Annotated in this window: 26 protein-coding genes; 20 read left to right on the top strand and 6 right to left on the bottom strand. The window is 61.9% G+C overall.

The window, feature by feature from the left end:
- Positions 1-45 precede the first annotated feature (45 nt).
- From AC1Q6J_RS09685 to AC1Q6J_RS09675, 3 genes are all read left to right on the top strand, one after another.
- On the top strand, positions 46-774 hold the full coding sequence (locus AC1Q6J_RS09685) for a hypothetical protein (RefSeq protein ID WP_492279105.1): 729 nt from the start codon (positions 46-48) through the stop codon (positions 772-774).
- Positions 775-916: 142 nt separating this feature from the next.
- Positions 917-1,258, top strand: coding sequence for a hypothetical protein (locus AC1Q6J_RS09680; protein WP_492279104.1), 342 nt, complete (start codon positions 917-919; stop codon positions 1,256-1,258).
- 215 nt (positions 1,259-1,473) lie between these two features.
- Positions 1,474-2,091 (top strand): TerC family protein, encoded by a 618-nt coding sequence (locus AC1Q6J_RS09675; RefSeq protein WP_492279103.1) that lies wholly within the window; start codon positions 1,474-1,476, stop codon positions 2,089-2,091.
- A 30-nt stretch (positions 2,092-2,121) separates the two neighbouring features.
- On the opposite strand, the gene AC1Q6J_RS09670 is transcribed toward AC1Q6J_RS09675, so the two are convergent.
- From AC1Q6J_RS09670 to AC1Q6J_RS09660, 3 genes are read right to left on the bottom strand one after another with little or no spacing between them, the layout of a single operon-like run.
- Positions 2,122-2,688, bottom strand: coding sequence for a DUF1254 domain-containing protein (locus AC1Q6J_RS09670; protein ID WP_492279102.1), 567 nt, complete (start codon positions 2,686-2,688; stop codon positions 2,122-2,124).
- Positions 2,685-3,263: a DUF1214 domain-containing protein gene (locus tag AC1Q6J_RS09665; protein ID WP_492279101.1), complete on the bottom strand. Its 579-nt coding sequence runs from the start codon at positions 3,261-3,263 to the stop codon at positions 2,685-2,687. Before AC1Q6J_RS09665 ends, AC1Q6J_RS09670 begins: the two co-directional genes overlap by 4 nt.
- A gap of 24 nt (positions 3,264-3,287) precedes the next feature.
- Positions 3,288-5,567: a transglycosylase domain-containing protein gene (locus AC1Q6J_RS09660; RefSeq protein WP_492279100.1), complete on the bottom strand. Its 2,280-nt coding sequence runs from the start codon at positions 5,565-5,567 to the stop codon at positions 3,288-3,290.
- Positions 5,568-5,880: 313 nt separating this feature from the next.
- On the opposite strand from AC1Q6J_RS09660, the gene AC1Q6J_RS09655 reads away from it, so the two are divergent.
- From AC1Q6J_RS09655 to AC1Q6J_RS09630, 6 genes are all read left to right on the top strand, one after another.
- Complete coding sequence (locus AC1Q6J_RS09655) at positions 5,881-6,399, top strand: YcgN family cysteine cluster protein (protein WP_492279099.1); 519 nt, start codon at positions 5,881-5,883, stop codon at positions 6,397-6,399.
- 192 nt (positions 6,400-6,591) lie between these two features.
- On the top strand, positions 6,592-8,187 hold the full coding sequence (locus tag AC1Q6J_RS09650) for an MDR family MFS transporter (protein ID WP_492279098.1): 1,596 nt from the start codon (positions 6,592-6,594) through the stop codon (positions 8,185-8,187).
- Between the two features lie 81 nt (positions 8,188-8,268).
- Entirely contained in the window at positions 8,269-8,493 is a 225-nt protein-coding gene (locus AC1Q6J_RS09645; RefSeq protein WP_492279097.1) for a hypothetical protein, read from the top strand.
- A 114-nt stretch (positions 8,494-8,607) separates the two neighbouring features.
- Positions 8,608-10,176: a hypothetical protein gene (locus AC1Q6J_RS09640; protein WP_492279096.1), complete on the top strand. Its 1,569-nt coding sequence runs from the start codon at positions 8,608-8,610 to the stop codon at positions 10,174-10,176.
- A 254-nt stretch (positions 10,177-10,430) separates the two neighbouring features.
- Positions 10,431-10,829 (top strand): antitoxin Xre/MbcA/ParS toxin-binding domain-containing protein, encoded by a 399-nt coding sequence (locus AC1Q6J_RS09635; RefSeq protein WP_492279095.1) that lies wholly within the window; start codon positions 10,431-10,433, stop codon positions 10,827-10,829.
- On the top strand, positions 10,820-11,533 hold the full coding sequence (locus AC1Q6J_RS09630; protein WP_492279094.1) for an RES family NAD+ phosphorylase: 714 nt from the start codon (positions 10,820-10,822) through the stop codon (positions 11,531-11,533). The genes AC1Q6J_RS09635 and AC1Q6J_RS09630 overlap by 10 nt, the downstream gene beginning before the upstream one ends.
- On the opposite strand, the gene AC1Q6J_RS09625 is transcribed toward AC1Q6J_RS09630, so the two are convergent.
- Positions 11,487-11,732: a hypothetical protein gene (locus AC1Q6J_RS09625; protein ID WP_492279093.1), complete on the bottom strand. Its 246-nt coding sequence runs from the start codon at positions 11,730-11,732 to the stop codon at positions 11,487-11,489. The genes AC1Q6J_RS09630 and AC1Q6J_RS09625 overlap by 47 nt on opposite strands.
- A 140-nt stretch (positions 11,733-11,872) precedes the next feature.
- The gene (locus AC1Q6J_RS09620) at positions 11,873-12,058 is read right to left on the bottom strand and encodes a hypothetical protein (protein WP_492279092.1); all 186 of its coding nucleotides are present in this window, start codon (positions 12,056-12,058) and stop codon (positions 11,873-11,875) included.
- Between the two features lie 113 nt (positions 12,059-12,171).
- Here AC1Q6J_RS09620 and AC1Q6J_RS09615 point away from each other — a divergent pair, with 113 nt between their 5' ends.
- The 8 genes from AC1Q6J_RS09615 (at position 12,172) to AC1Q6J_RS09580 (ending at position 18,074) form a co-directional block, all read left to right on the top strand.
- Positions 12,172-12,549: a response regulator gene (locus AC1Q6J_RS09615; protein WP_492279091.1), complete on the top strand. Its 378-nt coding sequence runs from the start codon at positions 12,172-12,174 to the stop codon at positions 12,547-12,549.
- A 218-nt stretch (positions 12,550-12,767) separates the two neighbouring features.
- A complete protein-coding gene (locus tag AC1Q6J_RS09610) occupies positions 12,768-12,938 on the top strand; it encodes a hypothetical protein (RefSeq protein WP_492279090.1) in 171 nt (56 codons plus the stop codon).
- 191 nt (positions 12,939-13,129) lie between these two features.
- On the top strand, positions 13,130-13,738 hold the full coding sequence (locus AC1Q6J_RS09605) for a hypothetical protein (RefSeq protein ID WP_492279089.1): 609 nt from the start codon (positions 13,130-13,132) through the stop codon (positions 13,736-13,738).
- Complete coding sequence (locus AC1Q6J_RS09600; RefSeq protein ID WP_492279088.1) at positions 13,725-14,177, top strand: hypothetical protein; 453 nt, start codon at positions 13,725-13,727, stop codon at positions 14,175-14,177. The genes AC1Q6J_RS09605 and AC1Q6J_RS09600 overlap by 14 nt, the downstream gene beginning before the upstream one ends.
- 101 nt (positions 14,178-14,278) lie before the next feature.
- Positions 14,279-14,953, top strand: coding sequence for a response regulator transcription factor (locus tag AC1Q6J_RS09595; RefSeq protein ID WP_492279087.1), 675 nt, complete (start codon positions 14,279-14,281; stop codon positions 14,951-14,953).
- Between the two features lie 285 nt (positions 14,954-15,238).
- The gene (locus AC1Q6J_RS09590; protein ID WP_492279086.1) at positions 15,239-16,633 is read left to right on the top strand and encodes a sensor histidine kinase; all 1,395 of its coding nucleotides are present in this window, start codon (positions 15,239-15,241) and stop codon (positions 16,631-16,633) included.
- A 465-nt stretch (positions 16,634-17,098) separates the two neighbouring features.
- Positions 17,099-17,467: a hypothetical protein gene (locus AC1Q6J_RS09585; protein WP_492279085.1), complete on the top strand. Its 369-nt coding sequence runs from the start codon at positions 17,099-17,101 to the stop codon at positions 17,465-17,467.
- A gap of 133 nt (positions 17,468-17,600) precedes the next feature.
- Entirely contained in the window at positions 17,601-18,074 is a 474-nt protein-coding gene (locus AC1Q6J_RS09580; protein ID WP_492279084.1) for an RT0821/Lpp0805 family surface protein, read from the top strand.
- Positions 18,075-18,165: 91 nt separating this feature from the next.
- Here the strand turns inward: AC1Q6J_RS09580 and AC1Q6J_RS09575 are convergent, their stop codons facing one another.
- On the bottom strand, positions 18,166-19,053 hold the full coding sequence (locus tag AC1Q6J_RS09575; protein ID WP_492279083.1) for an alpha/beta fold hydrolase: 888 nt from the start codon (positions 19,051-19,053) through the stop codon (positions 18,166-18,168).
- 108 nt (positions 19,054-19,161) lie between these two features.
- Between AC1Q6J_RS09575 and AC1Q6J_RS09570 the strand changes: the two genes are divergently transcribed.
- From AC1Q6J_RS09570 to ccmI, 3 genes are all read left to right on the top strand, one after another.
- On the top strand, positions 19,162-19,752 hold the full coding sequence (locus AC1Q6J_RS09570) for a CGNR zinc finger domain-containing protein (protein WP_492279082.1): 591 nt from the start codon (positions 19,162-19,164) through the stop codon (positions 19,750-19,752).
- A gap of 117 nt (positions 19,753-19,869) precedes the next feature.
- Complete coding sequence (locus tag AC1Q6J_RS09565; RefSeq protein ID WP_492279081.1) at positions 19,870-21,288, top strand: hypothetical protein; 1,419 nt, start codon at positions 19,870-19,872, stop codon at positions 21,286-21,288.
- A 198-nt stretch (positions 21,289-21,486) separates the two neighbouring features.
- Positions 21,487-22,587, top strand: a complete 1,101-nt coding sequence (ccmI, locus tag AC1Q6J_RS09560) for a c-type cytochrome biogenesis protein CcmI (protein WP_492279080.1) — start codon at positions 21,487-21,489, stop codon at positions 22,585-22,587.
- Positions 22,588-22,593 lie beyond the last annotated feature (6 nt).

The following is a 22,593-nucleotide window of genomic DNA, read 5'->3' as shown; positions in this document are numbered from 1 at the left end:
GGCGAAAGACACGCCGGATCGGCAACGCTTTCACACCGGGCCGCGATGTGTAATCCGCTCTATCTTTTGCCATTCGTTGCGAGCCTCGCTTGCCCGAGCGACGATTTCGGCCGCACCCGCTCGACATTTTATCACGAAGACATGCACAGCTGGGTCGGCACTGAAGCCACCACAAGTCTGGGCGGGCAGCCGTCGCAATTCCAGTTGACCGATCTGGAACGCTCGCTGCGCGATCTCGCCTATTACTTCATCGAGCCGCCGCATTCGCATCCGGCATGGAAAGCGGTGTTCGGCGACTACAAAAAGATTCCGGCGCCATGGAGCCAAAAGGCGGTCTTCGACCGGACGCTCTATGGACGGCGCATGATCGACGAGCCGCACCGGTCGCAGACCGCGGCCTACGCGGGATTGATCGAGGATGTGCGCAACGACGGCGTGATGCTTGATCAGTTCATTCCCGTCGCCGTGAAGGTCAACGATCTCGACATCAAGCGCAACAAGGCGCTCGGTATCGTCTCCGAGCTTTCGCCGCGCGAATACGACGACGCGCAGGCGCGCATGCGTGAGAACGTCCTGGTCGTGCAATGGGTGCAGCAATGCCTGCAACAGCGTGTGGCGTCGTATCGGTGGGCGCTCGACCGGCTGGTGATTCACGCACCTGACGCCATGGCGGCGGATGCCGATCGTGTGATCGTCCAGTTATCTCAGCGCGCATCCGAGATGTGGATCAAGGCAACGCCTGTTGTCGGACGTGCGCTGCGCGTCGGCGGATAAATCAGAATCGCAAATCTCTGCGACCTTCGGACACGCGGCGTTCCGACACGCGGCGGAACGCCGCGTTGAGTCCGTCTGCAATCGGTTGTTTGCTTTTTTTTGAAGGATCGGGATTTGCCGTGAGATGAGAATGGGGGATGGAATGACAGGTTCCCCAATGGCCAGGCTGTTTCTGTTCGGCAGAAACTTTGGAACTCTGATCGCGCTCAGTTTCGCCGTAGCAGTGCCAGCGTTTTTCATCGCCTATACGCTGGAACCGCGTCTGGTCCTTCCCGCGCTCAGCGTGTTGTTTTTCGCGGCGGCAGCGCTCGCCGCTATCGCAGCGCTCTCGGTCAAGACCGGAAAAAACACGGAGAATTTGAATCTCTGGGACATCGCCGGCGGCCTTGTCATCACCGGCTGCGCAGCATCAGTGCTGGGTGAGCCGGAGCAGGTCGCACAACTGTTCGAGCATCTGTTCGAACGCCGAACTGACACGCAATAGGAGACACGTAGACATAGACGACCAGGCCGGGCCCCTCTGGCAGCTGTGAGGCTGCGATGTCGGACTGGAATTCAACTGGAGTGGCCCTTTAGAATATGCGGCAGTTGTCCGGCAGCGTGTTTACCGATGACAAGTCGGTGCGCGATGCCTGTGGTGACGTGTCGTATTCGCCTGTGACAGGGGCCGCTCTTCCGCAAAATAGGGAAGCCCGGCTCATGTTTGAACTCCTCACTTCAGAAGCTCTCACTGCATTTGTCCAAGTTATTCTCATTGACCTCGTTCTGGCAGGGGACAATGCGATCGTTATCGGCCTTGCCGCCGCGGGCCTGCCGAAAGAGCAGCGCAACAAGGCGATTTTAATCGGCGTTGGCGCCGCCACACTTCTGCGAATTGTCTTCGCAACCCTCACAACCCAGCTCCTGGCGATTGTTGGTCTGCTGCTCGCGGGCGGCATCTTGCTGCTCTGGGTCTGCTGGAAGATGTGGCGTGAGCTGAAAGCCGGACATGAACAACATGCCGCGACGTCCGAAGACGCAGCCGAAGGTGCCCCGACCAAGACCCTGGCCCAGGCCACATGGCAGATCGTTGTCGCCGACGTATCGATGTCGCTCGACAATGTGCTCGCGGTGGCCGGTGCGGCGCGCGAGCACCCCATGGTGCTGATTTTCGGTCTGGCTCTGTCGATCGCGATGATGGGCGTTGCCGCGTCGTTCATTGCGAAGCTGCTTCAGAAGCATCGCTGGATCGCTTATGTCGGCCTCGCGGTCATTCTCTATGTCGCAGGCGAGATGGTTTATCGCGGTGCGCTGGAGATCTGGCCGCATCTGAAGTGAGTGGTGTCGGGAGCTTAAGGCAAAAGCGCTCTACCGCTTGGCCTGCGGTGGTTCGGTTTGCAGACCGCATTTCGCGGCCGCCAGCGACGCCTGCGCCTGTGGCATCAGGCCGGGCTCCGCCGCGAGCGCCTTTAGCACGATCAGGCCGGTTGCGGTCGGCGAGTCGATAATCAGCCGGTCCGCCGCGGTGACTTCCTCGTCTTCCGGCAATTCCGCATGCTGTGCCGCGGTCATCAGGTCGAGTTCGATCACGCGCCGCCCCGCGGAGCGGTCGTTGATCGCGTAGTAGGCGACGTCGTTACGCGTGTAGAACGACACCGACGTGTAGGCCTGACTTACCGGCACGGTCAGCTTGAGCGGCCCGCTGGAAAGATCATAGCGGCAGGCGGCGCTGGCGAAGGCCGGGTCCATGAAGGGCATCGGCGCGCTGTTCGGCGCGGCCGCCGGCAGCGCCGTGACAGCATTCAGTTTCGTGATCGGTGCGAGGCGCGAGTAAGCATCGAGCGTCGCGACGCGCGGAAGCACCAGCACGCTGACGAGATGAACCACGCCGCCCAATAGCGCGCCGCCGAGAATTGCGAACAGCCAGCGGATCATGGGCAGCCCACCGTGCTGATCGATGGCATCGGCGCGTCCTTTTGCGTGCGCGTTCCGACGCCGACCGGCGTATCGTAGAGCCGCAGCACCAGCATGTACCGGTCAAGGCCGCCGGTCGGCAGCCAGTTGCCGGCGCGCGAGCGCGATGTCGCCCGCACCTCGAAGCTGCCGTCCGAACCGCGCACGATTTCCTGGCTGGTGAAGCCGTAACGCTGGAGCGAATTGGCGACGAGCTGGCCCTTGGTGTCATAGATCGTCATGGTCCAGAAACGTGCCGCGGGTGTCACGCCTTTCACGACCACGTCGCATCGGCCATCGAGCGCGCGGCCTGAATCATCCCTGTTCGCGGTGAACATCACGCCGTCACCGGTGCCGACCGGCAGTTCGCCGCTGCGCGCGACGGAGGCGCGCGAGTAGGGGTCGATGCTGCTGGTCCCGGTCCGGGGCCGGGCGGTCCACGCACCGATCGTGATGGTGCCGACGTTGACGCCGCGCGTCGCCGTCACCCATGTGGCGCCGAGGCCGACAATGGTTGCGATAATCAGCGTAACAAGGGTGATAAGGATCAGCCGCACGATCGAAGCGCACTCATGACGCGGTTAGTTCTTGCGCGGCGGTGGAGCCGCCGCGGGCTGATCGGAAATTGCCGATGCGAAGCTGTCCGGGAAAGCCACGCTGGAGGCCGGCGCCGGCTTGCCGTTGTCATTCGAGGACGTCTTGCCAGGCACGGCGATGGTCTTTGCGGCGTCATCGAACAGCTTCTCGACGCGCACCAGGATATTCGCACCGCGCCGGGTCAGAATTGGAGGCGGGCCGGGATTGACCTCGGGAGCTTTTGCGTTCGCATTTGCCGAGGCAACTGCGTCGGGCCGCTTCTTGCCGGCGCCGAAGCCGGGGATGTCCTTGATCTCGACGCCCTGATGCGCGACGACCATGATGTCGTGCCATGTCTGCGCGGGCAACGAGCCGCCGGTCATGCGGTTGGTGGACGAATAGTCGTCGTTGCCGTACCAGACGGCCATCGTGAAGTTGCCGGTGTAGCCGACGAACCAGGCGTCCCTGAATGCATTGGTGGTGCCGGTTTTGCCCGCCGCGGGAATGCCGTCGAGCTGAGCGCGCCGCGCGGTGCCTTCATCGACCACATGGCTCATCATTTCCGCCATGTCGGCGGCCACCGAGACAGGGATGGCCTGCGTAGGCTTCTTGCCGTCACGGTCCCAGCGCCAGACCAGATCGCCTGCGCCGGTCCGGACTTCGAGCACGGCATGCGGCTTCACCGCGCGCCCCTTGTTCGGGAACGTGGCGTAAGCGACCGCGTGTTCGACGACGCTCACTTCGGTTGAACCGATCGGCAATGACGGCGTGTCCACCAGAGGAGCCGTGATGCCCATCTTGCGCGCGGTCTCGACGATCTTCACACGGCCCGCCTTGGCCGGATTGGGATTGCCTTTGCCCATCGCGATCGACAGCTTGACGGGCACGACGTTGATGGAGCGCGTGATCGCCTGCGTCAGCGTCACCGAACCCGAATACGAACGTCCGTAGTTCTGCGGGCACCAGTTGCCGATACAAACCGGGCCGTCCACCACGATGGATTTCGGCGTGAAGCCGTTCATCAGCGCGGTGGCGTAGACGTAAGGCTTGAACGAGGAGCCGGGCTGGCGCATCGCATCGACCGCGCGATTGAACTGACTTGCGCCGTAGTCGCGGCCGCCGACCATGGCGCGCACGCCGCCGTCGAGATCGGCGAGAACCACAGCGGCCTGGGTCGCGTGATAGTCGCGGCCGAACTGGCGCAGCTGGTTTTCCACGGTGGATTCCGCGGCGTGCTGCACGTTCATGTCGATGGCGGTGCGAACCACGAAGACGCGCTCGATATAAGACTTCGGGAACGTCAGGACGAGCTTGCGCATCTCGTCGAAGGCATAGTCGAGATAATAGTTGGGCGAGTTCTCGTCACGCCGGTCGACGGCGGTGGCGGGATTGCGGCGAGCACCGAACACCTGGCCCTCGGTCATGAAGCCCGCGTCCACCAGATTGTCGAGCACGACGTTGGCGCGGGCGCGCGCCGCGGGCAGGTTGATGTGCGGCGCGTATTTGGTCGGCGCCTTGAACAGGCCGGCGAGCATCGCGGCTTCCGCCAGGTTCACATCGCGCGCGGACTTGTTGAAATAGAAGTGCGCCGCGCCGTCGACGCCGAAGGTGCCGCCGCCCATATAGGCGCGGTCGAGATAGAGTTTCAGGATTTCGTTCTTGGTCAGCCGCGTTTCCAGCCAGATGGCGAGGAAGGCTTCCTTGACCTTGCGCTCGATGGTGCGCTCGTTGTTGAGGAACAGGTTCTTCGCAAGCTGCTGCGAGATCGATGAACCGCCTTGCCGGACGCCGCCCGCCTGCGCGTTGGTCATCAGCGCGCGCGCGGTGCCGGCAACGTCGATCCCGAAGTGATCGTAGAAGCGGCGGTCCTCGGTGGCCAGCGTCGCCTTGATGAGGTTGTCGGGAAATTCCTCGAGCGGAATCGAATCGTTGTGCTTGATGCCGCGGCTGCCGATCGGATTGCCGTAGCGATCGAGGAACGTCACGGCGAGATCGGATTTCTTCAGCCAGTCGTCGTCCGCGGTCTCGCGAAAGGCGGGAATGGCCAGCGCCAGCATCAGAACAAGGCCGGCAAGACCGATGGTTGCACCCTCGGAAATCGGCTCGACGAAAACCCAGCGCTTCCAGCGGCCGACATAGAAGCGATCCATGAAGGTGGAATAGCGCTCCCACAGCTCGCGCAAGCCCACGGCCGACGAGAACAGCGTCGAATCGATCCGCGCGTCGAGGTCCAGCAGGAAATGCCGGAACCGCTTTTTCCACTCGCTGGGTACGATCTGGCGCACCGGAACCCTTGAAAATTACACGGCGAAAGATTCGCCTTGAGAAAGCGCTGGTTAAACGATGCTGATCAATTTGCGGCATCCCCAAGGCGACCGGAGAGCCGATTTTGCCAGCGGGAATCCGCAATCTTCTAGCCGACAGTGAACCATAAACCAATGGCCGCGTTGGATTTTTGATGATGAGGGTGATCGCTGCCCACGCTTTTCAGAGCGGGGAACACGGCCCTTCACCTTGCCGCTTGCGCAGCCGCCGCCAAGGCTCATAGAAGCATCATATAGCGTAAGGACGTTTTAAGATCCGAACAGGTTCAAAGCCATGACAGCCCGGCCTCGGCCGCCCTCGACCCAAAGCGAATTTTTCTGGAAAACCAAGACGTTGGAGGAGATGTCCGGCAGCGAATGGGAAAGCCTGTGCGATGGCTGCGCGCGCTGCTGCCTGGAAAAGCTGGAAGACGAGGATACGGGCAAGATCTACTTCACCCACATTTCCTGCGCGCTGCTGGATGCCGGGCTGTGTGCCTGCAAGGACTATCCGAACCGGTCAGCCAAGGTGTCCGATTGCGTGCGGCTGACACCGGAGAACGTCCGGACGTTGAACTGGCTGCCGCCGAGTTGCGCCTACAAGCTCGTGGCCGAGGGCCGCGATCTGTACTGGTGGCACCCGCTGATTTCCGGCGATCCCAACACCGTCCACGAAGCGGGCGTCTCGGTGCAGGGCAGGGTCTGGGGCACCGAGGACGAGGTCGAGGAAGCCGACCTTGAGGATCACATCGTGCAGTGGCCCGGCGTGATTCCGAAGCGCGCGCGGCTGAAGCAGCGGCCGCCGTCCAAGTAATCTATCCAGGGTATATCAGGCGACGGATAACGCCCGCGTGATGGTCCTTTCGCGCGATGCACCCATGCGCCCTTGCCGGTTATGAAGACCTGCGAAACAGGATAAAGCTGGCATCATCCCGTACATTTCGAGTTCAGGTCATTCGCGGCTTGATCCTTCTCCAGAACAATTTCCCGGACCACGTCCAGACTCATGACCGAGACACATCGACAGCGCGGCGGCATGGCCGGTAACCCGGCCGATGAGGCGCAGGCGCTGGACACGCCGGACGACGTTGCCAACATCGCCACCGAAGTGATCGATCTCTCCGAGGCGCCGCCGATCGTGCCGGCGCCGCCGCTCTCAAAGAGCGAAGTACGGACCATCCTGCTGAGCCTGATGCTCACGATGTTCCTCACCGCACTCGACCAAACCATCGTCGCGACCGCATTGCCGACCATCGGCCGGCAGTTTCACAACGTCAGCAATCTGTCCTGGGTCATCACCGCGTATCTGTTGTCGGGGACCGCGGTCGCGCCGGTCTACGGCACGCTGAGCGATATCTATGGCCGCCGCGCGATGATTATCGTCTCGCTGGCGCTGTTCCTGCTCGGCTCGGTGCTGTGCGCGATCGCGCCGAACATCCTGACGCTGATTCTCGCGCGCGCCCTTCAGGGCGTCGGCGGCGGCGGCATCCTGCCATTGGTGCAGACCGTGATCTCCGACGTGGTGACACCGCGCGAACGCGGCCAGTATCAGGCCTATTTCTCGTCGGTGTGGGTCGCAGCCGGCATCGGCGGTCCGGTCCTTGGCGGATTGTTCGCCGAACATCTGCACTGGTCGGTGATCTTCTGGATCAACCTGCCGCTCGGCGCGCTGTCGCTGGCGCTGCTGCTGCCGAAGATGAAAAAGATTCCGGTGTTCCACCGCAGGCGTAAGGTCGACTGGCTCGGCGGCGTGCTGCTGATGGCGTCCGCGGTGATCGTGATGCTGGTGCTGACCTGGGGCGGCAACCGCTTCGCATGGGCGTCGCCCGCGATCCTAGCGATGATCGGCTCCGCGCTGTTTCTGGGCGTCGCTTTCGTCTGGCATGCGAAGCGCACCAGCGAACCGTTCCTGCCGATTCCATTGCTGTCCGGATCGGTGGTGCCGTTCGCGATGGCCGCGGGCGGCTGCGCCATCGGCACCATGATCGGCCTCACGGTGCATATGCCGCTTTACTATGAAGTGGTTTACGGCCTTTCCGCGAGTGAAGCGGGGATCGCGCTGATCCCGCTGGTCGCAGTCTCCGTGCTTGGCGCATGGGCGGCGGGCCGCGCGATGATGTTCACCAAACACTACAAGCGCGCGGCGATCGGTGGTGTAACCGTCGCGGCCTGTGCCGCGGCCGCGCTCGCAGTGGCGACACCGCTGCCGCTGTGGCAACTGCTCGCGGCGCTGTCGTTCATGGCGGTCGGTCTCGGCACGGTGTTTCCGGTCAGCGTGGTCTCGATTCAAAATGCCGTGCCGCGCATGCAGGTCGGCACGGCGACCGGCGCTATGAATTTCTTCCGCTCGCTGATGGCGTCGTTCACCGTCGCCGTGTTCACCGCGATCCTGCTGATGGTGCTCGGCGGCAATCTCACCATCGGCGCCGAGCATCAGATCGGTTCGAAGCATGCGATCGCCGCGAGCGACATGATCGTCGCGTTCCGTTATGTGTTCGCCGCCGCCGCTGTTCTGCTGACGACCGCCGCGACGCTAGTGATGCTGATGGAAGAACGTCCGCTGGCCGGGCCGCAACAGGCCCCCGCCGAGATGGCGGAATAGGGCGGGATTCGGCCGTTCGCGCGGCGCGCCGCATTGCACGGGACGCCAGCTCGTGCTGCACTCCGCAGAACGGAGCAGTGCATGCTGAACGCCGCCTGGCTGATCGTTCATCTGATCGCAAGCGCAACATCGCTGCCGGGGATGGCGGCTGCCGCCCAGCCCGTGGGCGTGACCTGCACCTATCAGGCATGCATGGCAAAATGCACCCGGCTCAACGGGGCCATCTGCAACAGCTATTGCGACGCGCGAATCCGGCAACGGATTGCCGTGGGTATCTGCGCCGCTGCCGGGATGCCGCCGGTCTAGCGGACCTGAAGCTTCCGCTCGCCGACGGCCGCACGTGAAAATTTTTGAATACACAAGCATTGCGTGTGCCGCGGAAGATGCTTAGCCTGCCTTTATTTTAAACGGGGGCTTTTCATGAAGGCATTTGCAGTAGGTCTGCTTGGCGTTTTGGCTGTCAGTCACGTTTCGCAAGCTCGTGATATTACAACCTCTCCAGGGAGCAGAAGCTCGCAGCTCGACATCAAGATCGTCGAGCCGCCATCGGCGCGTGCGCCGCTGGACGCGCAAAAACTCTACAAGATTTCGGTGTCCTGCAAGGCGACAAACCAGCCGTTGCCGGAAGAGTCGTTCTGGGATCCTCTCATACACAAGGAAGAAACGACGGCACACTTTGTTGCATTCAGCAATGATGCCGCGGATCCCGACCCAAGCGCCGCCGGCAAGATCAAGATGCCGTCGGCGCTTCTTCGCATGGCTCACTTGTACTCGTTCAAGGGCGAGGAGCGTTACTACGGCATGCGGTCATGCCCTGAGCCTTTTGTGGTTGAGGGGTCGACGCCGGTCTACATGACGCCGGTCGCCGTGTACTCATCAACTCACACCCCCGGCTTTCTGAGCCAGATCGGATATCAGGTTGCCAAGCTGATCCCCATTCTGGCGTCGGTCTTTCAACCCACGCTTCTTACGCCCGACGTCGGCAAGCAGATAACGGCGTTTCCGCAGACCGAAGAGCCGATCAAATCGATCGTCAAGACATTCGACAAGACGCGAAGTTTTGGCGAGGGAATCAAGATGAGAACGGGGACTTACACCGTCGAGACAAAATACAGCAGGGCAACAATAACGGTCGAGAATATCGCATCGATCGTCTTGGCCAAACCGGCCTCGCTTCAGAAGGGATTTCGGGACCAGTTGAAGTCGGCGCCTGAGAAAATTCCCGCCGACAAGATCGCAACAACTTGCGGGCAAATCGCGGCTAGCTTGAAACCGCTCGGCTTCACGGAAACAGAGGATATTCCATTTGCGCTGACCTATCTGGCGAGCCAATCGGTGGTGACCAAAGGGAAGATCCTGGAATGTCTGGGTGACGACTATGCGGACAACGCCGTAAAACTCGGCCCGGTTCTCTGGAATTTGATCCGGGCAAGCGTCAGGCTCAAGCAAGAGGATGTCGACAACATTCAGCCGACGTTCGGCGCAATCGAATCGAGCATCTACAAGCTGGTGCTCAATCTGTCGCGCATTTCGAAGAACGGGGCCGTCAACGTGCCGGACGACGTTGCAAGCCTGAAGGGTCTGACTGCCGAGAAGATCAAGGTGGTCGATAATACGCCCGACAGGAATTTTGCCGGCATCGACAAGCAGGTGGAGTCATCGGCTTTGGCCGATCTGTTCACCGCCAACAAGGACGGCGAGGGCAAGGATCGGCAGTATCTGAGGTTCGGGTGCTATGCCGCGATCTCCGACAAGAGCGGGTCCGGCGTGGATTCCGCGCCCGTGGCATTCCTCGCCTTCAATATTTCGAGGACGGACGCGAAGGCTAAACCGGCAGACGCTGTTTTCGTCCGCGTCATCTACAAGCGAAAGCTCGTATCCGAGATGCGGATTCACAAGGAGGCCGCCTGGATCAAGGTGAACCTCGATGCAAAGGATTGGGATTGTAACGGCCTGGAAGTGACCAAGCCCCAGGTCGCATCAAACTGACTTTGCTCAATAGCGGAGGCGATCAGCCTCCGCTTCGCCGGTTGTGCTGAAGAAAGCGCGCTGCTGGCCGGTAGCCGGAGCGGTTCGCACCGGCAATCGAAACATAGGAAATAAATCCTTGACAGCGCGACGCTGCCGGGCTAGGGTTCAAGCACGCTCCAGAGTTATGTTTCCGGCCCGCTACAAGGCCCCGAAGGCCATTGACGCTTGCAGGCAAGGTTCCTATCTTATGCAATATTGCAGAGGATAGGCTAATGCCTGCAAAACCGCAGACAGCATCGGAACTTATTCCTTCAGGTCGCCATGGCCTCGCGCTGGCAGGTTTCTTCCGCATCATGGCCCGCTGGGGCGTCGGCAATGCCGACGCGCGGCGCATCCTCGGCAATCCCGCGGAGCGCACGTTTTTCCAATGGAAGAGCGGCAAGGCCGCGCGCCTGCCGGACGATACGCTGCGCCGGATCGGCTATGTCGCCGGCATCTGGAAGGCGTTGCAGATCGTCTATTCCGATGCCGTGCTGGCCGATGGCTGGGTGCTGCGCCCGAACCGCTCCTTCGCGGGGCAAACGCCGCTGGCGCGCATGACCGCCGGCGATGTGACGGATCTCGCCGCAGTGCGCGCCTATGTCGATGCCGCGCGCGCGCCGTGGTCGTGACTGTAAAGGCACCCGACACAACGCGTGTGCGCTGGCGGGAAGCGTGGCGCATCATCGCCTCGCGCTATCCGCCGATCGCGCTGTTCGAGCGCGTCTCGGATGATCCCGCCGTATGGGATGTGCTGATCGAACTCGAACAGGCGACGAATCCGCGCGTGCGCGATGAGACGGGCGAGATCGCGCTGGTGCCGCCGGAGCGGCGCGTGGCCGGGCCGAATGCATCGTGGGTGATGGCGCCGTTCACCCATGTGAACCGCAACGGCTCGCGGTTTTCGGACGGCAGCTACGGCGTCTATTACGCCGCGCGGACATTGCAGACCGCGGTGAAGGAAACCGGCTATCACTTCGCGCGCTTCGCGGCGGATTCGAACGATCCGCCGCGCCGCGAGGACATGCGCGTGCTGCTGGGCCATGTCAACGCAACGCTGCATGATGTGGCGAAGCTCGATGACAAGTTGAGGCGGCGGATCCTGGACAGCGGGAGCTACGCGCACAGCCGGCCATTCGCCTTGAAGCTGCGCGACGGCGGCAGCGACGGCATTGTCTATCCGAGCGTGCGGGACGAGGGCGGATCATGCATCGCCGCATTCTGGCCGGATGCCGCGGGCATCCCGGTGCAGGAACGGCACCTGCAATACGAATGGGACGGCAAGCGCTTCAGCCGCTGGTTTGATTACGCGGAGGAGGGGTGGGTAAGCGCATAGGCGTATCCACCGACGTCATCGCCGCGTGAACCGCTTCCAGATTCATGATGCTGACGGCGTTGGTCAGCTTGTCGTCAGCGAAGATCGCGAAAAGCCTGCTGAGCGTTTGGGCGCAGTCGCGTGGGCCCGGTTCGATATAGTCGGCCAGGATGCCCTGTGCCCGCAGGACCGCGTCGAGAACATGTTCTTGAGCTGTCATGATCGGGTCTCCACACTATGAGGTGGAAACGGTCGCCATCTGTTCCGGTTCCACCCGCGGGTTCCATCCGCCCATAAAAAAAGCCCGCCTCGGTGAGGCGGGTCATGCAATTTTGCCGGGCAGCTTCCGTCGAATGAAACTCAAATTCGCGGTTCTGTTCCGCGCAGCCGCGTATCGCCGTATCTCGTGAGCTGCGCCGCGCGCTTCTCCAGAAGTTCTGCCACGAAATCAGACACCTCGTCGCGAACCTTGCGCTCCTGCTCCGGCGTCATCGCCTTGTGCCTTTGCGCGAACGCCTTCATCACCCGCTCCACCGCTTCTTTCATGACGCACCTCGCTGCCCCACAAACGTGCCGCGGTGGATTTCGTTCCGTCCCGGTTTTTCGTGAACCTCATGGACGCCCGTGCATTGCCTTTCTTCATGGAATGGGAGGCAGCGATGGGACGCGCTCCAAAGCACACTGTTCTCGTGGTGGAAGACGATCGGCTGCAACGGGAACTCGTCAGCCTGATTTTCGAGGAAAGCGACATGAACGTCATTCAGTGCATGAGCGCTGAAGCCGCCGCAGTTGTACTTGAAAAGGCCGGCGGGGATCTGATGCTGATGTTCACCGACGCGGATATTCACGGCGAAATGTCGGGAATCGAGCTGGCCTGGATCGCGACGGAACGCTTTCCGCATATCGATGTCATTGTGACATCGGAGCAGGCCCTTGAGGACGTTCCCGACAATGCCCTGTTCATGCAGAAGCCGTGGCTGCCGCTTGAAATCCTGCGGCAAGCCGAGATTTCGCGCCAGAGGCACACGGTGCATTGAGGCCGGATTTTCGGATCACATATTTCTAGGAAAATAGTCCTTGACAGCGTAACGCTGCCGGGTTAGGGTTTCGGCATGCTCCAGAGTTGTGCCGCGAAGACATCTTTAATGAGATGTCTCCGCGGCGGCCGGCGGGACCAAGGAACCAGCTCTGTCATCAGGCGTTGCCCTTCAAATGTCGCGCGGACTGTTTGCGCATTCGAATGAATGAGGGCGCAATGGCGAAAGTCGAACACGCACAAGGCCGTCGGCGCATTGTCGAAACGCCAACCGAAGCGCGGCAGGCGGAGCCGGAGCCGGGGCCGTCCGTCCTGGCGCTGCTGACTGTCAGCACCATCGCCGCGATCTTCGTGCTGGCGATTATCTGGTTCGTCTTCTTCAGGACGTGATGTTGCGTTGACGCAAATCGTCCCGACTCGCTCCTGAGCGTCATGCGCGGGCTTGACCCACGCATCCATCCTCAAATGGATATTTCGAGATGATGGGTTACCGGGTCAAGCCCGGCAATGACGACACCGCAAATCCGAATAGCCGCCGCGCCTTGTGCGCGGCGGTTTCGTTTCAGTGAGAGTTCTTCACAATGCCGAAAAAGCCTTTCCCAGCTCCGGTCAAGCAGCCGGCGGTGAAGAAGGCTGCACGCAAGACGATTGTGAAGAAGACGGTCAGGAAGACCGTTGCCAAAAAGACCGTGAAGAAGCCCGCCGCGGCAAAGCCGCAGACGCAGAAACGATCCCGCACAGAAGTCATCAACGAACATCCCGGAAATCTTGCCGCGGATGAACACGATCATACCACGATCAGCAGCCGGCGATCCACGGTGGACCGCATCGGGGACCCTCCATCGGATCAGCTGCCGGTCGCCTCAATGGTCGCGCGCGTCAGCGACGCCATCGAGCGGGAGCTGTCGAAGATCGAGTGCATCGTGGGCAATCCGTCGCGGCGAGATCCGGCGCAGCGGATCGAGACCGAAAGCCGCGCCCGCGTGCTGGCCTCGCTTGCGCGCACCCTGAAGGAAGTGATGCGGCTGCGCGAGCAGGAGCACGGGGCAGGAGAAGATAAAGCGAAAGCCGCCGATGACGACGCCATTCCCCGAGACCTCGACGAATTCCGCCGCGAGCTTTCGCGACGCCTGGAAGGGCTGGTCGAAGGCGCAGCGCCATTTTCTGATCGAGGGGATGAGCCGGGCTGAGCTCGAGCTGCTGTTCGCGCGGTGGGACGTGTTCGCGCACGATCATCAGATACCGTCACCATTGGCGCCGAACGGCCAGCCGTGGCTGACATGGCTGCTGATCGGCGGGCGCGGCGCGGGCAAGACGCGCGCGGGCGCGGAATGGGTGAGGGCGCAGGCGCTCGGGCTTCCGCCATTGGCCGACATGCCCGTGACCAACATCGCGCTGGTGGGCGAGCTCACGTTTGAATGCGCTGCGCTCTGGGGCGTTCTGGTCCATGAGTTCTGGACCGGCGATATGACGGCGATCAACGCCATGATCGGCGCCACCGGCCTCCTGGTCAGCTATTGGGGGTTCCGATTCGGCGTGTTAGGCGTTTACGTCAGCGGCCGGACCCGGGAGAAACTCCGTCTTGCAACCGGCCAGGAGACCCCCAAAGCGGTGGCGAAGAAAAAGTGAGTATGGAGAAAAAGTAATCTCCGCGCGGATTCCGTTCATGGAGCATTCACCGCCGCACCGTTCATGTTAGGCTATCGCAAGCTTGCCACCTGGAGACGACGTTGCGCCTTCTCGTTGTTGAAGACGATCCCGATCTCAACCGCCAGCTCACGACAGCCTTGTCGGACGCAGGCTATGTCGTTGACCGCGCATTCGATGGCGAGGAGGGGCACTTCCTCGGCGACAGCGAGCCCTACGACGCGGTGGTGCTCGATATCGGCCTTCCCAAGATGGACGGCATTTCGGTACTCGAGGCATGGCGGCGCAACAAGCGCACCATGCCGGTGCTGATCCTGACCGCGCGGGACCGCTGGAGCGACAAGGTGCAGGGCTTCGATGCTGGCGCCGACGACTATGTCGCCAAGCCGTTTCATCTCGAAGAAGTTCTCGCCCGCATTCGCGCGCTGCTGCGCCGGACGGCGGGCCATGCCCAGTCCGAGCTGACCTGCGGGCCGGTGATGCTGGATACGCGCACCAACCGCGTCAGCGTCAACGGCAATCCGATCAAGATGACCTCGCATGAGTACCGGCTGCTGGCGTATCTGATGCATCATTCCGGCCGCGTGGTGTCGCGCACAGAACTGGTCGAGCATCTGTACGATCAGGACTTCGATCGCGACTCCAACACGATCGAGGTGTTCGTCGGGCGCATTCGCAAGAAGCTCGATGTCGACATCATCCAGACCGTGCGAGGCCTCGGCTATCTGCTGACGGCGCCGCCCGCGACCAATGCGTAGTGGTACCGTGCTCCGGCTGAATCAGAGGCGCGCGGTATGATCGACGCACTATTCAGTGCGATACTTGAAGTTTTTTTTGCAGGAACGGGACGCCGACTATTCAATCTCTTCGGCAGGAGGCCACCCGAAATAACTCTAATGTTCACCGGGATGGCGTTTTGGATCGTATTGGGAATTCTTTTGTATGCAGTTTTCCGTTAGCATTGGAGGACTTGGATACTCTGTGTGATTTTATGCCGCGAATGATGGACCAGCGCTTGTTCTCAGTGGTTAGGTCATTTCGCGATGCGCGCTAAATCCCTCGCAACACGCCTGTTTCTGTCGGCAACGGCCTGGGTGGTGCTGATCCTTGTCATCACCGGGATCGTGCTGTCGACGGTGTACAAACGCTCGACCGAGCGTGCGTTTGATCGCCGCCTGAATTTCTATCTCCGCACATTGATCGCCGAAGCGGCGCAGCCGGACGATCCGAACGACAAGAGCGACAAGTTCGAAAGATCCGTGCAGTCGCTCGGCGAGCCGCTGTTCGAACTGCCGCTGTCGGGCTGGTACTGGCGGATGGCGCGGACCGATGGCGACAAGCCGGAGGTGCGCGCGTCACGCTCGCTGTGGGACGCGTCGCTGCCGAAGCTCGAGGATCAGGGCATCGAACTCGATCAGTCCGGCGTGCGGCTCGGCTATGTCATCGGACCGGAAAACCAGCATTTGCGCATGGTGGAGCGGCCGGTCGATCTCGGCACCGAGGGAAAATATCTTGCGACGGTGGCGGGCGACGCCACCGAGATCGAGGAAGAGACCTGGGCGTTCAACACCTATCTGGCGGTGACGTTCGCGGCACTGACTGTCGGACTGTTGCTGACCACGATCTTTCAGGTGCGTTTCGGTCTCGCGCCGCTCAAGCGCATTTCCGGTTCGCTAGCCGCCATTCGCTCGGGCCAGGCCGAACGGCTGGAGGGCGAATTTCCCGTGGAGATCGCACCGCTCGCGCGCGAAACCAACGCGCTGCTCGATGCCAACCGAGCTATCGTCGAACGCTCGCGCACTCATGTCGGCAATCTTGCCCATGCGATCAAGACGCCGTTGTCGGTGATCGTCAATGAAGCGGGGGCCAATCGCGGCGATCCGCTCGCAGCAAAGGTTCTGGAACAGGCCGACATCATGCGCGATCAGGTCGCGCATCATCTGGAGCGTGCGCGCATCGCTGCCCGGGTCACCACCATCGGGACGGTGACCGAGGTTGCGCCGGTGATCGAGGCGCTGGCGCGAACGATGGAAAAGATCCACCGCGACCGGGACATTCTGATCGAAGCCGAAGTCAATGCCGGCGTGAAGTTCCGCGGCGAGAAGCAGGATCTCGAGGAGATGGTCGGCAATCTCGTCGATAATGCCTGCAAGTGGGCAGCGCAGAAAGTCTTCATCGAAGCGCTTCTTGAATTGACGCCCGGCGGCGCGCTTGATCCGACCCTGCGCATTATCGTCGACGACGACGGTCCGGGATTGTCACCGGCCGAGCGGACGCAGGTGGCGCGCCGCGGCCAGCGGCTGGATGAGACCAAGCCGGGCTCCGGCCTCGGCCTGTCCATCGTCACCGATCTGGCCGCGCTCTACGGCGGCAGCCTCACGCTCGGCGCGGCCCCGATCGGCGGCCTGCGGGCGGAGTTGGTGCTGCCGGGGATTTAAGGCCATCGTGCTTTGGCCTTAGCCTATTTTAGGCTTGGCGGCTCAAGCTAATTTTCGCAGCCTCTGAAAGAGGCGCTTGAAAAGGCTAGATTTAGCAATAGCTTATTTGAGCGATCCGGCGGTTACCGACCTGCGATGGTCCGCCGCAACCAATTCGGCAGAATCTGGTTTAAGATGTTGGCAAGCGCTGGAACTGTAGACTTCGCATAGCGGATTTGGAATAGTTCCCTGTGATTTGGGGATTGGGGCAAAGAGGCTAACCATGTCAGCCAAAGCCAGAGACTTCGGTGCATTTCTTATTTCTCGGGCCGGTATAACGGCTTTGCGAGACGTGGGCTATTATGCCATCGGCGCTGGGTTGTTGGTCGCTGGAATTGTTGGTTTGCGTGATTTTGCGCCGGGAGACGGCGTTGTCGCCACTCTCGTACAATCGTCCCCGCTAATTGCGACAGCGGTGGGCGCGATATGGGCAATGGCCAAAGCGTAGCCTTATCAGGTTTTTGGACCATTGCTTCCAATTCTGGAGTAATTGTCTCCATCTCTTTTATAGTAGCGGTGGCGTGGTTGATGACACATCGCCGCCGGGTGAGCCCGCCTTTGCCGTTTGCAGAATTTGCTAATGGGCATCGATCGGACTTTTTTCTCGTGTTTAGTCGAAGCGTTGTGGTCCTCGTTTCAACTGTTATTTCCTCAGCGTACGTCTTCGGCTCCGAAGGCATGATGAACGCCGTTTTTAATAAGATGCCGAATACTTACATTGTCTACATATTCCTATTCATGGCCTACGACGCCTTTTGGAAGGTGGTTGGCCAATTTGCCGGTGAACTCCATTAAGGAATAGCCGCCGCTCGGTTGCCTCTTTGACAACGCGAGCCTGCCCAAATTAGGTTGCCGCTCTCTCGCCCCATTCATCCGTTCCAAAGCGCCGCCGGACGATCTATGTCCGCAACGATTTGGGGACGACCACATGCATCATCCGAAAGCAGCCATTCTGCTTGCAGCCGCGCTGACGCTCGGCGGCTGTGCCGCCGACAGCGGGCCGAAGGAAAATTCCGGGACCGTCATCGGCGCGCTGAGCGGTGCGCTGATAGGCTCGGCCATCGGCGGCGGCACGGGTGAGCGGGTTGGAGCCGCGATGGCCGGTGCGGCCATCGGCGGTCTGATCGGTAACCGGATCGGCGCATCGATGGACGATCAGGATCGCCAGTATGCCTACGAGGCCGAGATGAATGCCCTCGACCGGGGTGCGCCTGGCGCGCCCGTGGATTGGCGAAATCCGGACACCGGCCGCTACGGCAACATCGTGCCGGGGCCGGCCTATACCAAGCGCGGGACCCGCTGCCGCGCCTTTACCCATACTGTCTATATCAACGGTCAGCCGACCGCCGAGCGCGGAACGGCCTGCCGCAACCCGGACGGCACCTGGACGGCGGTGGGCTGATCGCTCCGCCGATTTATTTCAAACGTATTAGTGTCATCGCCGCCCGGTCCGTCGTCTGACGGGCCGGGCGGCTTTTTTTTGATTCATGGGCCTACGCAGTTGCGCGGCTCATGAGCTGATCGATCGCTACGGCAACTTCGCCGGCATGTGTCTCCAGCGCGAAATGCCCGGTGTTGAGCAGTTGCACGACGGCGTCCGGATTGTCGCGGCGATAGGCTTCGGCGCCGGGAGGAATGAAGAACGGGTCGTTCTTGCCCCAGATCGCCAGCGTCGGCGGTTTGGCTGAGCGGAAGTAGGCTTGAAACGCCGGATAAAGTTTGACGTTCGAAGCGTAGTCCAGAAACAGATCGAGCTGAATGTCCGCGTTGCCCGGTCTGTCGAGCAGCGCCTGATCGAGCATGTAGGATTCCGGTGCGATGGTGTCGGGGTCACTGACGCCGGTCACGTACTGTCCGCGTGTGCCCTCGAGGGTGAGAAAGCCGCGAAGCGCATCGCGGTTCTCGGCTGTCGGATTCTTCCAGTAGAGCTGGATCGGATTCCACGCCTCGCTCAGACCTTCTTCATAAGCGTTGCCGTTCTGGGAGACGATCGCCGAGACACGCTCGGGATGGGCGAGGGCAAGACGGTAACCGACCGGGGCACCGTAATCGAACACATAGATGGCGTAACGCTTCAGGCTGAGCGCATCGACGAAAGCGGCGATCGTCTTCGCGAGTGAATCGAACGTGTAGCTATAGTTGCGCGCGGCGGGAACGGTAGTGAAGCCGAAGCCGGGAAGGTCGGGTGCGATAACGCGGTATTTGCCGGCCAGTTGCGGGATGAGATCCCTGAACATGTGGGACGAGGTGGGGAAACCGTGCAGCAGCAGGATGACGGGCGCATCCGGCTGGCCTGCTTCGCGGTAGAACACATTGACGCCATCAGCTTCTACGGTTCGGACGGCGGCGCGGGGGACGGAGGAATGAGTTCTGGTGGGCATGGGTTGATCCTTTTGTAACCTTTGAAGCAAGTATTAAGGGTTACAAACAGTTTCTGTAACTTGTCAAGTGACATTTTAAGGGTTACTTTCCTCCCAAAGGAGAGGCCAATGACAACCCACGTCCCGGATCAGAGCGCAGCCGCATGGCCCATTGTCGCGGCCGACCATCCGGCGCTGGATCTGCTGAACACGATTGTGCAAATCGACGGAAAACCTGCCGATTCATGGGCTTCGGATGCGGACGTCGTGCAATGGCTGGTGCGCGCGGGCTGGTACGAGCAAGGCGAGATCACGGCAACTCAGGCGCGAGGATTGCTGAAATCGGCGCGGTCCCTGCGCGAGGCGATCCGTGCGCTGGTCGGCGAACGCAAGAGCGGCGGCAGGATCGATCCCAAGCCGCTCAACGACTTCCTGGCGAAAGCTCCCAGCCATTCTGAATTGATATGCGAGGACGCGGGCCTGCGCCTTGAGCGGCGCCGGGTCGCCAAAACACCGGAGCAATTGCTTGCCCCGGTCGCGGAGTCTGCCGCGGAGCTTCTCGCCACGGGGGACTTCACCCTGATCCGCAAATGCGAGGATGAGACCTGCACCATGTGGTTCTACGACCGGACCAAATCCCACCGGCGCAGGTGGTGCAGCATGGCCCTGTGCGGCAACCGCCACAAAGTGGCAGCCTTTCGCCAGCGTCGGCAGGGCTAGGTCCGGGTCCGGCGAAGGCCTGCAAGTCACTCTCCCTCAACGCCAAATTAACGACGCCCCGGCTATGACACCCGGTGGACACCTGCGGGGTGTCGCCGAAGGTGAGCGTTTGGGCGCATGAGCCAATCGTCGATCGAGCGATTGAGAGAGTATCTCGGGCAGCTTCCGCCGAAGGCGCAGGCGCTGCTGATGCGCGAGTTCGAGCGGGCGATCGAGCGCGGCGAGGACGTTGCCGTCGCGAACTTCGTGCTTGAGCAATTGCGCATGATCGTGCGCGCGCCGAGTGAAGACCTGACTCCGCGCACCAGCGATCCGATGCGGCTGGTGTTCCGCCCACTCGAGCCGTTTCTGGTCGAGAACATGTCCCATATCCGGCCGGGCCAGATCAGGCGGTCGTCGCTGGCCCCGGTCTGGATATGGCTCGGCCGCGAGGGCGCGCCCGACGCCATTCGGGCCTTCGAGGCCGCGCTGGCGAAAGCTTCCACCACCCCCGACATCAACGCTGCCGTCCGTGGCGCCCAGACCGCTGCATCCGAAGCCATTGCCAGTGTCACCGGCGCGCTGTCCGGCGGCGAACGCCAGCGCACGCTCGGACGCCTCGGCGCGCAGAGCGTGGTCGAGGACATCGCATCGATCGGCGCCGTTCTCGCGGCGAGCGATGCAATGGAAAAACTCGCCAACAAGCTGGCCGGACAGATCCGGGTGTTCGCCGAATCCCACATCACCTCGACCATGGCCGCGCTCAATCTTCCGTCGCTGCAAACCCCGCAGGTGCTGCCGTTCGCGATCTCGCTGGTGATGCAGCGGCTTGCTGCGCCATGGCAGATCGTCCGCCTCGGCGTTACAGTGGCAGCCTCCGACGACGAGATCCGCGTTGCCGGTACGCCGTTCGGCGTCACCGTGACGATGGCGATCCACGATCTGTCGCGCGTCGCCGCCGAACTGCGCAACGACATCAAGCGCGGCCAGTTCCAGGACACCTCCAGCCATCTCAAGACGCTGCACGATGGCGTTCGCGGCCTGCGCACCGAACTCGACATTCGCTCGGACTCCGCATGGGGCAAGCAACTCGCCGCGATCCGCTCCGAAATTTCCAATTCGCTGCAATCGGAAATCGACAGCGTGCCGGGCCGCGTGCGCCGGTTGCTGCGGCAGGGGCCGGACAAGGACGTCACCACGGCGAACCGGATCGATCCGGTGGATGTCGAGGAGACCGCCGCGCTGATCGATTTTGTCGCGATATGCCGCAACTACGCCGGCGAGCTTGCGATCAACGAAGTGTCGCTGCGCGCCCACACCGAATTGCAGCACTATGTCGAGAAAGCCACCGAGACGCTGGTGGAATCCCTGCGCACCCACGATCAGAAGGTCCGCGCCTTCCGCCTGATGCAGATGAAGGCCGCGATCCGGTTCTGCGAGGTGATGTTCGGACCGGACTACGCCTCGCTGATGAGCAAGGCCGCCGAGATGGCGCGGCCGGTCGAGCGCAAGGCGGCCGAGCCCGCAAAGCCCGCCAAGCAACCGCGCGCCGGTTGATCTGGCGCAACATCGCGGCGAGCCCGCTGTGGCTTTATCCCGGCAGCATCCTCAATCGCGCCACAAATGCCGCGCTTGAAGCTCAAAACCCGTTGAATTTCTGTCGGAAATGTCAATTGCACCCACCTGCAAGCCATGGTGTAAACCGGCCAGAATGACCGCTTGTAACGGTTCTGGTTTCGCCGGGAACTTCTTGGAATGACGCTCTGGTTCGTATTCGCGCTGATGACTGCCGCAGCGGTATTTGCCGTGCTGTGGCCGCTCGGGCGCGGCAATACCTCCGCGCGCGAGGGCAGCGAGGCGGTGGTCTACAAGGATCAGCTCGCGGAGGTTCAGCGCGATGCTGCCGCCGGGATGATCGGTGCGAATGAGGCGGAAGCCGCGCGCATCGAGATCAGCCGCCGTCTGCTTGCGGCATCGGACGCCGCGGAGGGCGCAACATCGTCGTCAAGCGTTTCGCTTCGCCGCGCCGTCGCTGTGATTGCGCTTGCCGGCCTGCCGCTGGTGGCGGCGGGGCTCTACGCGCAATTCGGCTCGCCATCGCTCGGCGACTTTCCTCTCGCGGAGCGCAGCCGTACCGCGGTCGCGACCGCGTCCATGGACAAGCTGGTGGCGCAAGTCGAAAATCATCTTGAGAAGAATCCGACCGACGGGCGGGGGTGGGACGTGTTGGCGCCGGTGCTGGCGCGGATTGGCCGCTATGACGACGCGGCGCGCGCCTGGCGCAACTCCATCACCTACAACGGCGAGAGCGCATCGCGCCGCGCCGATCTCGGTGAAGCCCTTGCTGCGGCGAGCGGTGGGGTGGTGACCGCCGAAGCCAAAACTGAGTTCGACCGCGCCATCGTACTCGATCCGAACGAGGTGAAGGCCCGTTATTTCACCGGCCTCGCTGCCGAGCAGGATGGCCGCAAGGACGACGCGGTGAAAATCTGGCGCGGGATGCTGGCGTCGGCGCCGGCCGATGCGCCGTGGCGTCCGCTGGTGCAGGGTGTGCTGATGCGCATCGGCGTTGCCGCACCCAAACTGTCCGACGAGGACATGGCCGCCGCCAACGGCATGACCGAAGGTGATCGCAACACGATGATCCGTGGCATGGTGGACCGTCTCGCGACGCGGCTAAAGGATAACGGCAACGATGTCGAGGGCTGGTTGCGCCTGGTGCGTGCCTATATGGTCCTCGGCGAGCGCGACAAGGCGCAGGCCGCGCTGATCGATGCGCGGGGCGCTGTCGGCAACGATGCCGGACGATTGCAGCAGTTGAACGATGGGCTCAAGAGCCTTGGACTGGATGGGTAATCCATT

The sequence above is a fragment of the Afipia sp. MLSD5-FHT05B12 genome, assembly GCF_058793355.1.
Note: the sequence above shows the minus strand (reverse complement) of the source record. Positions and strands in the feature narration are given on the sequence as shown.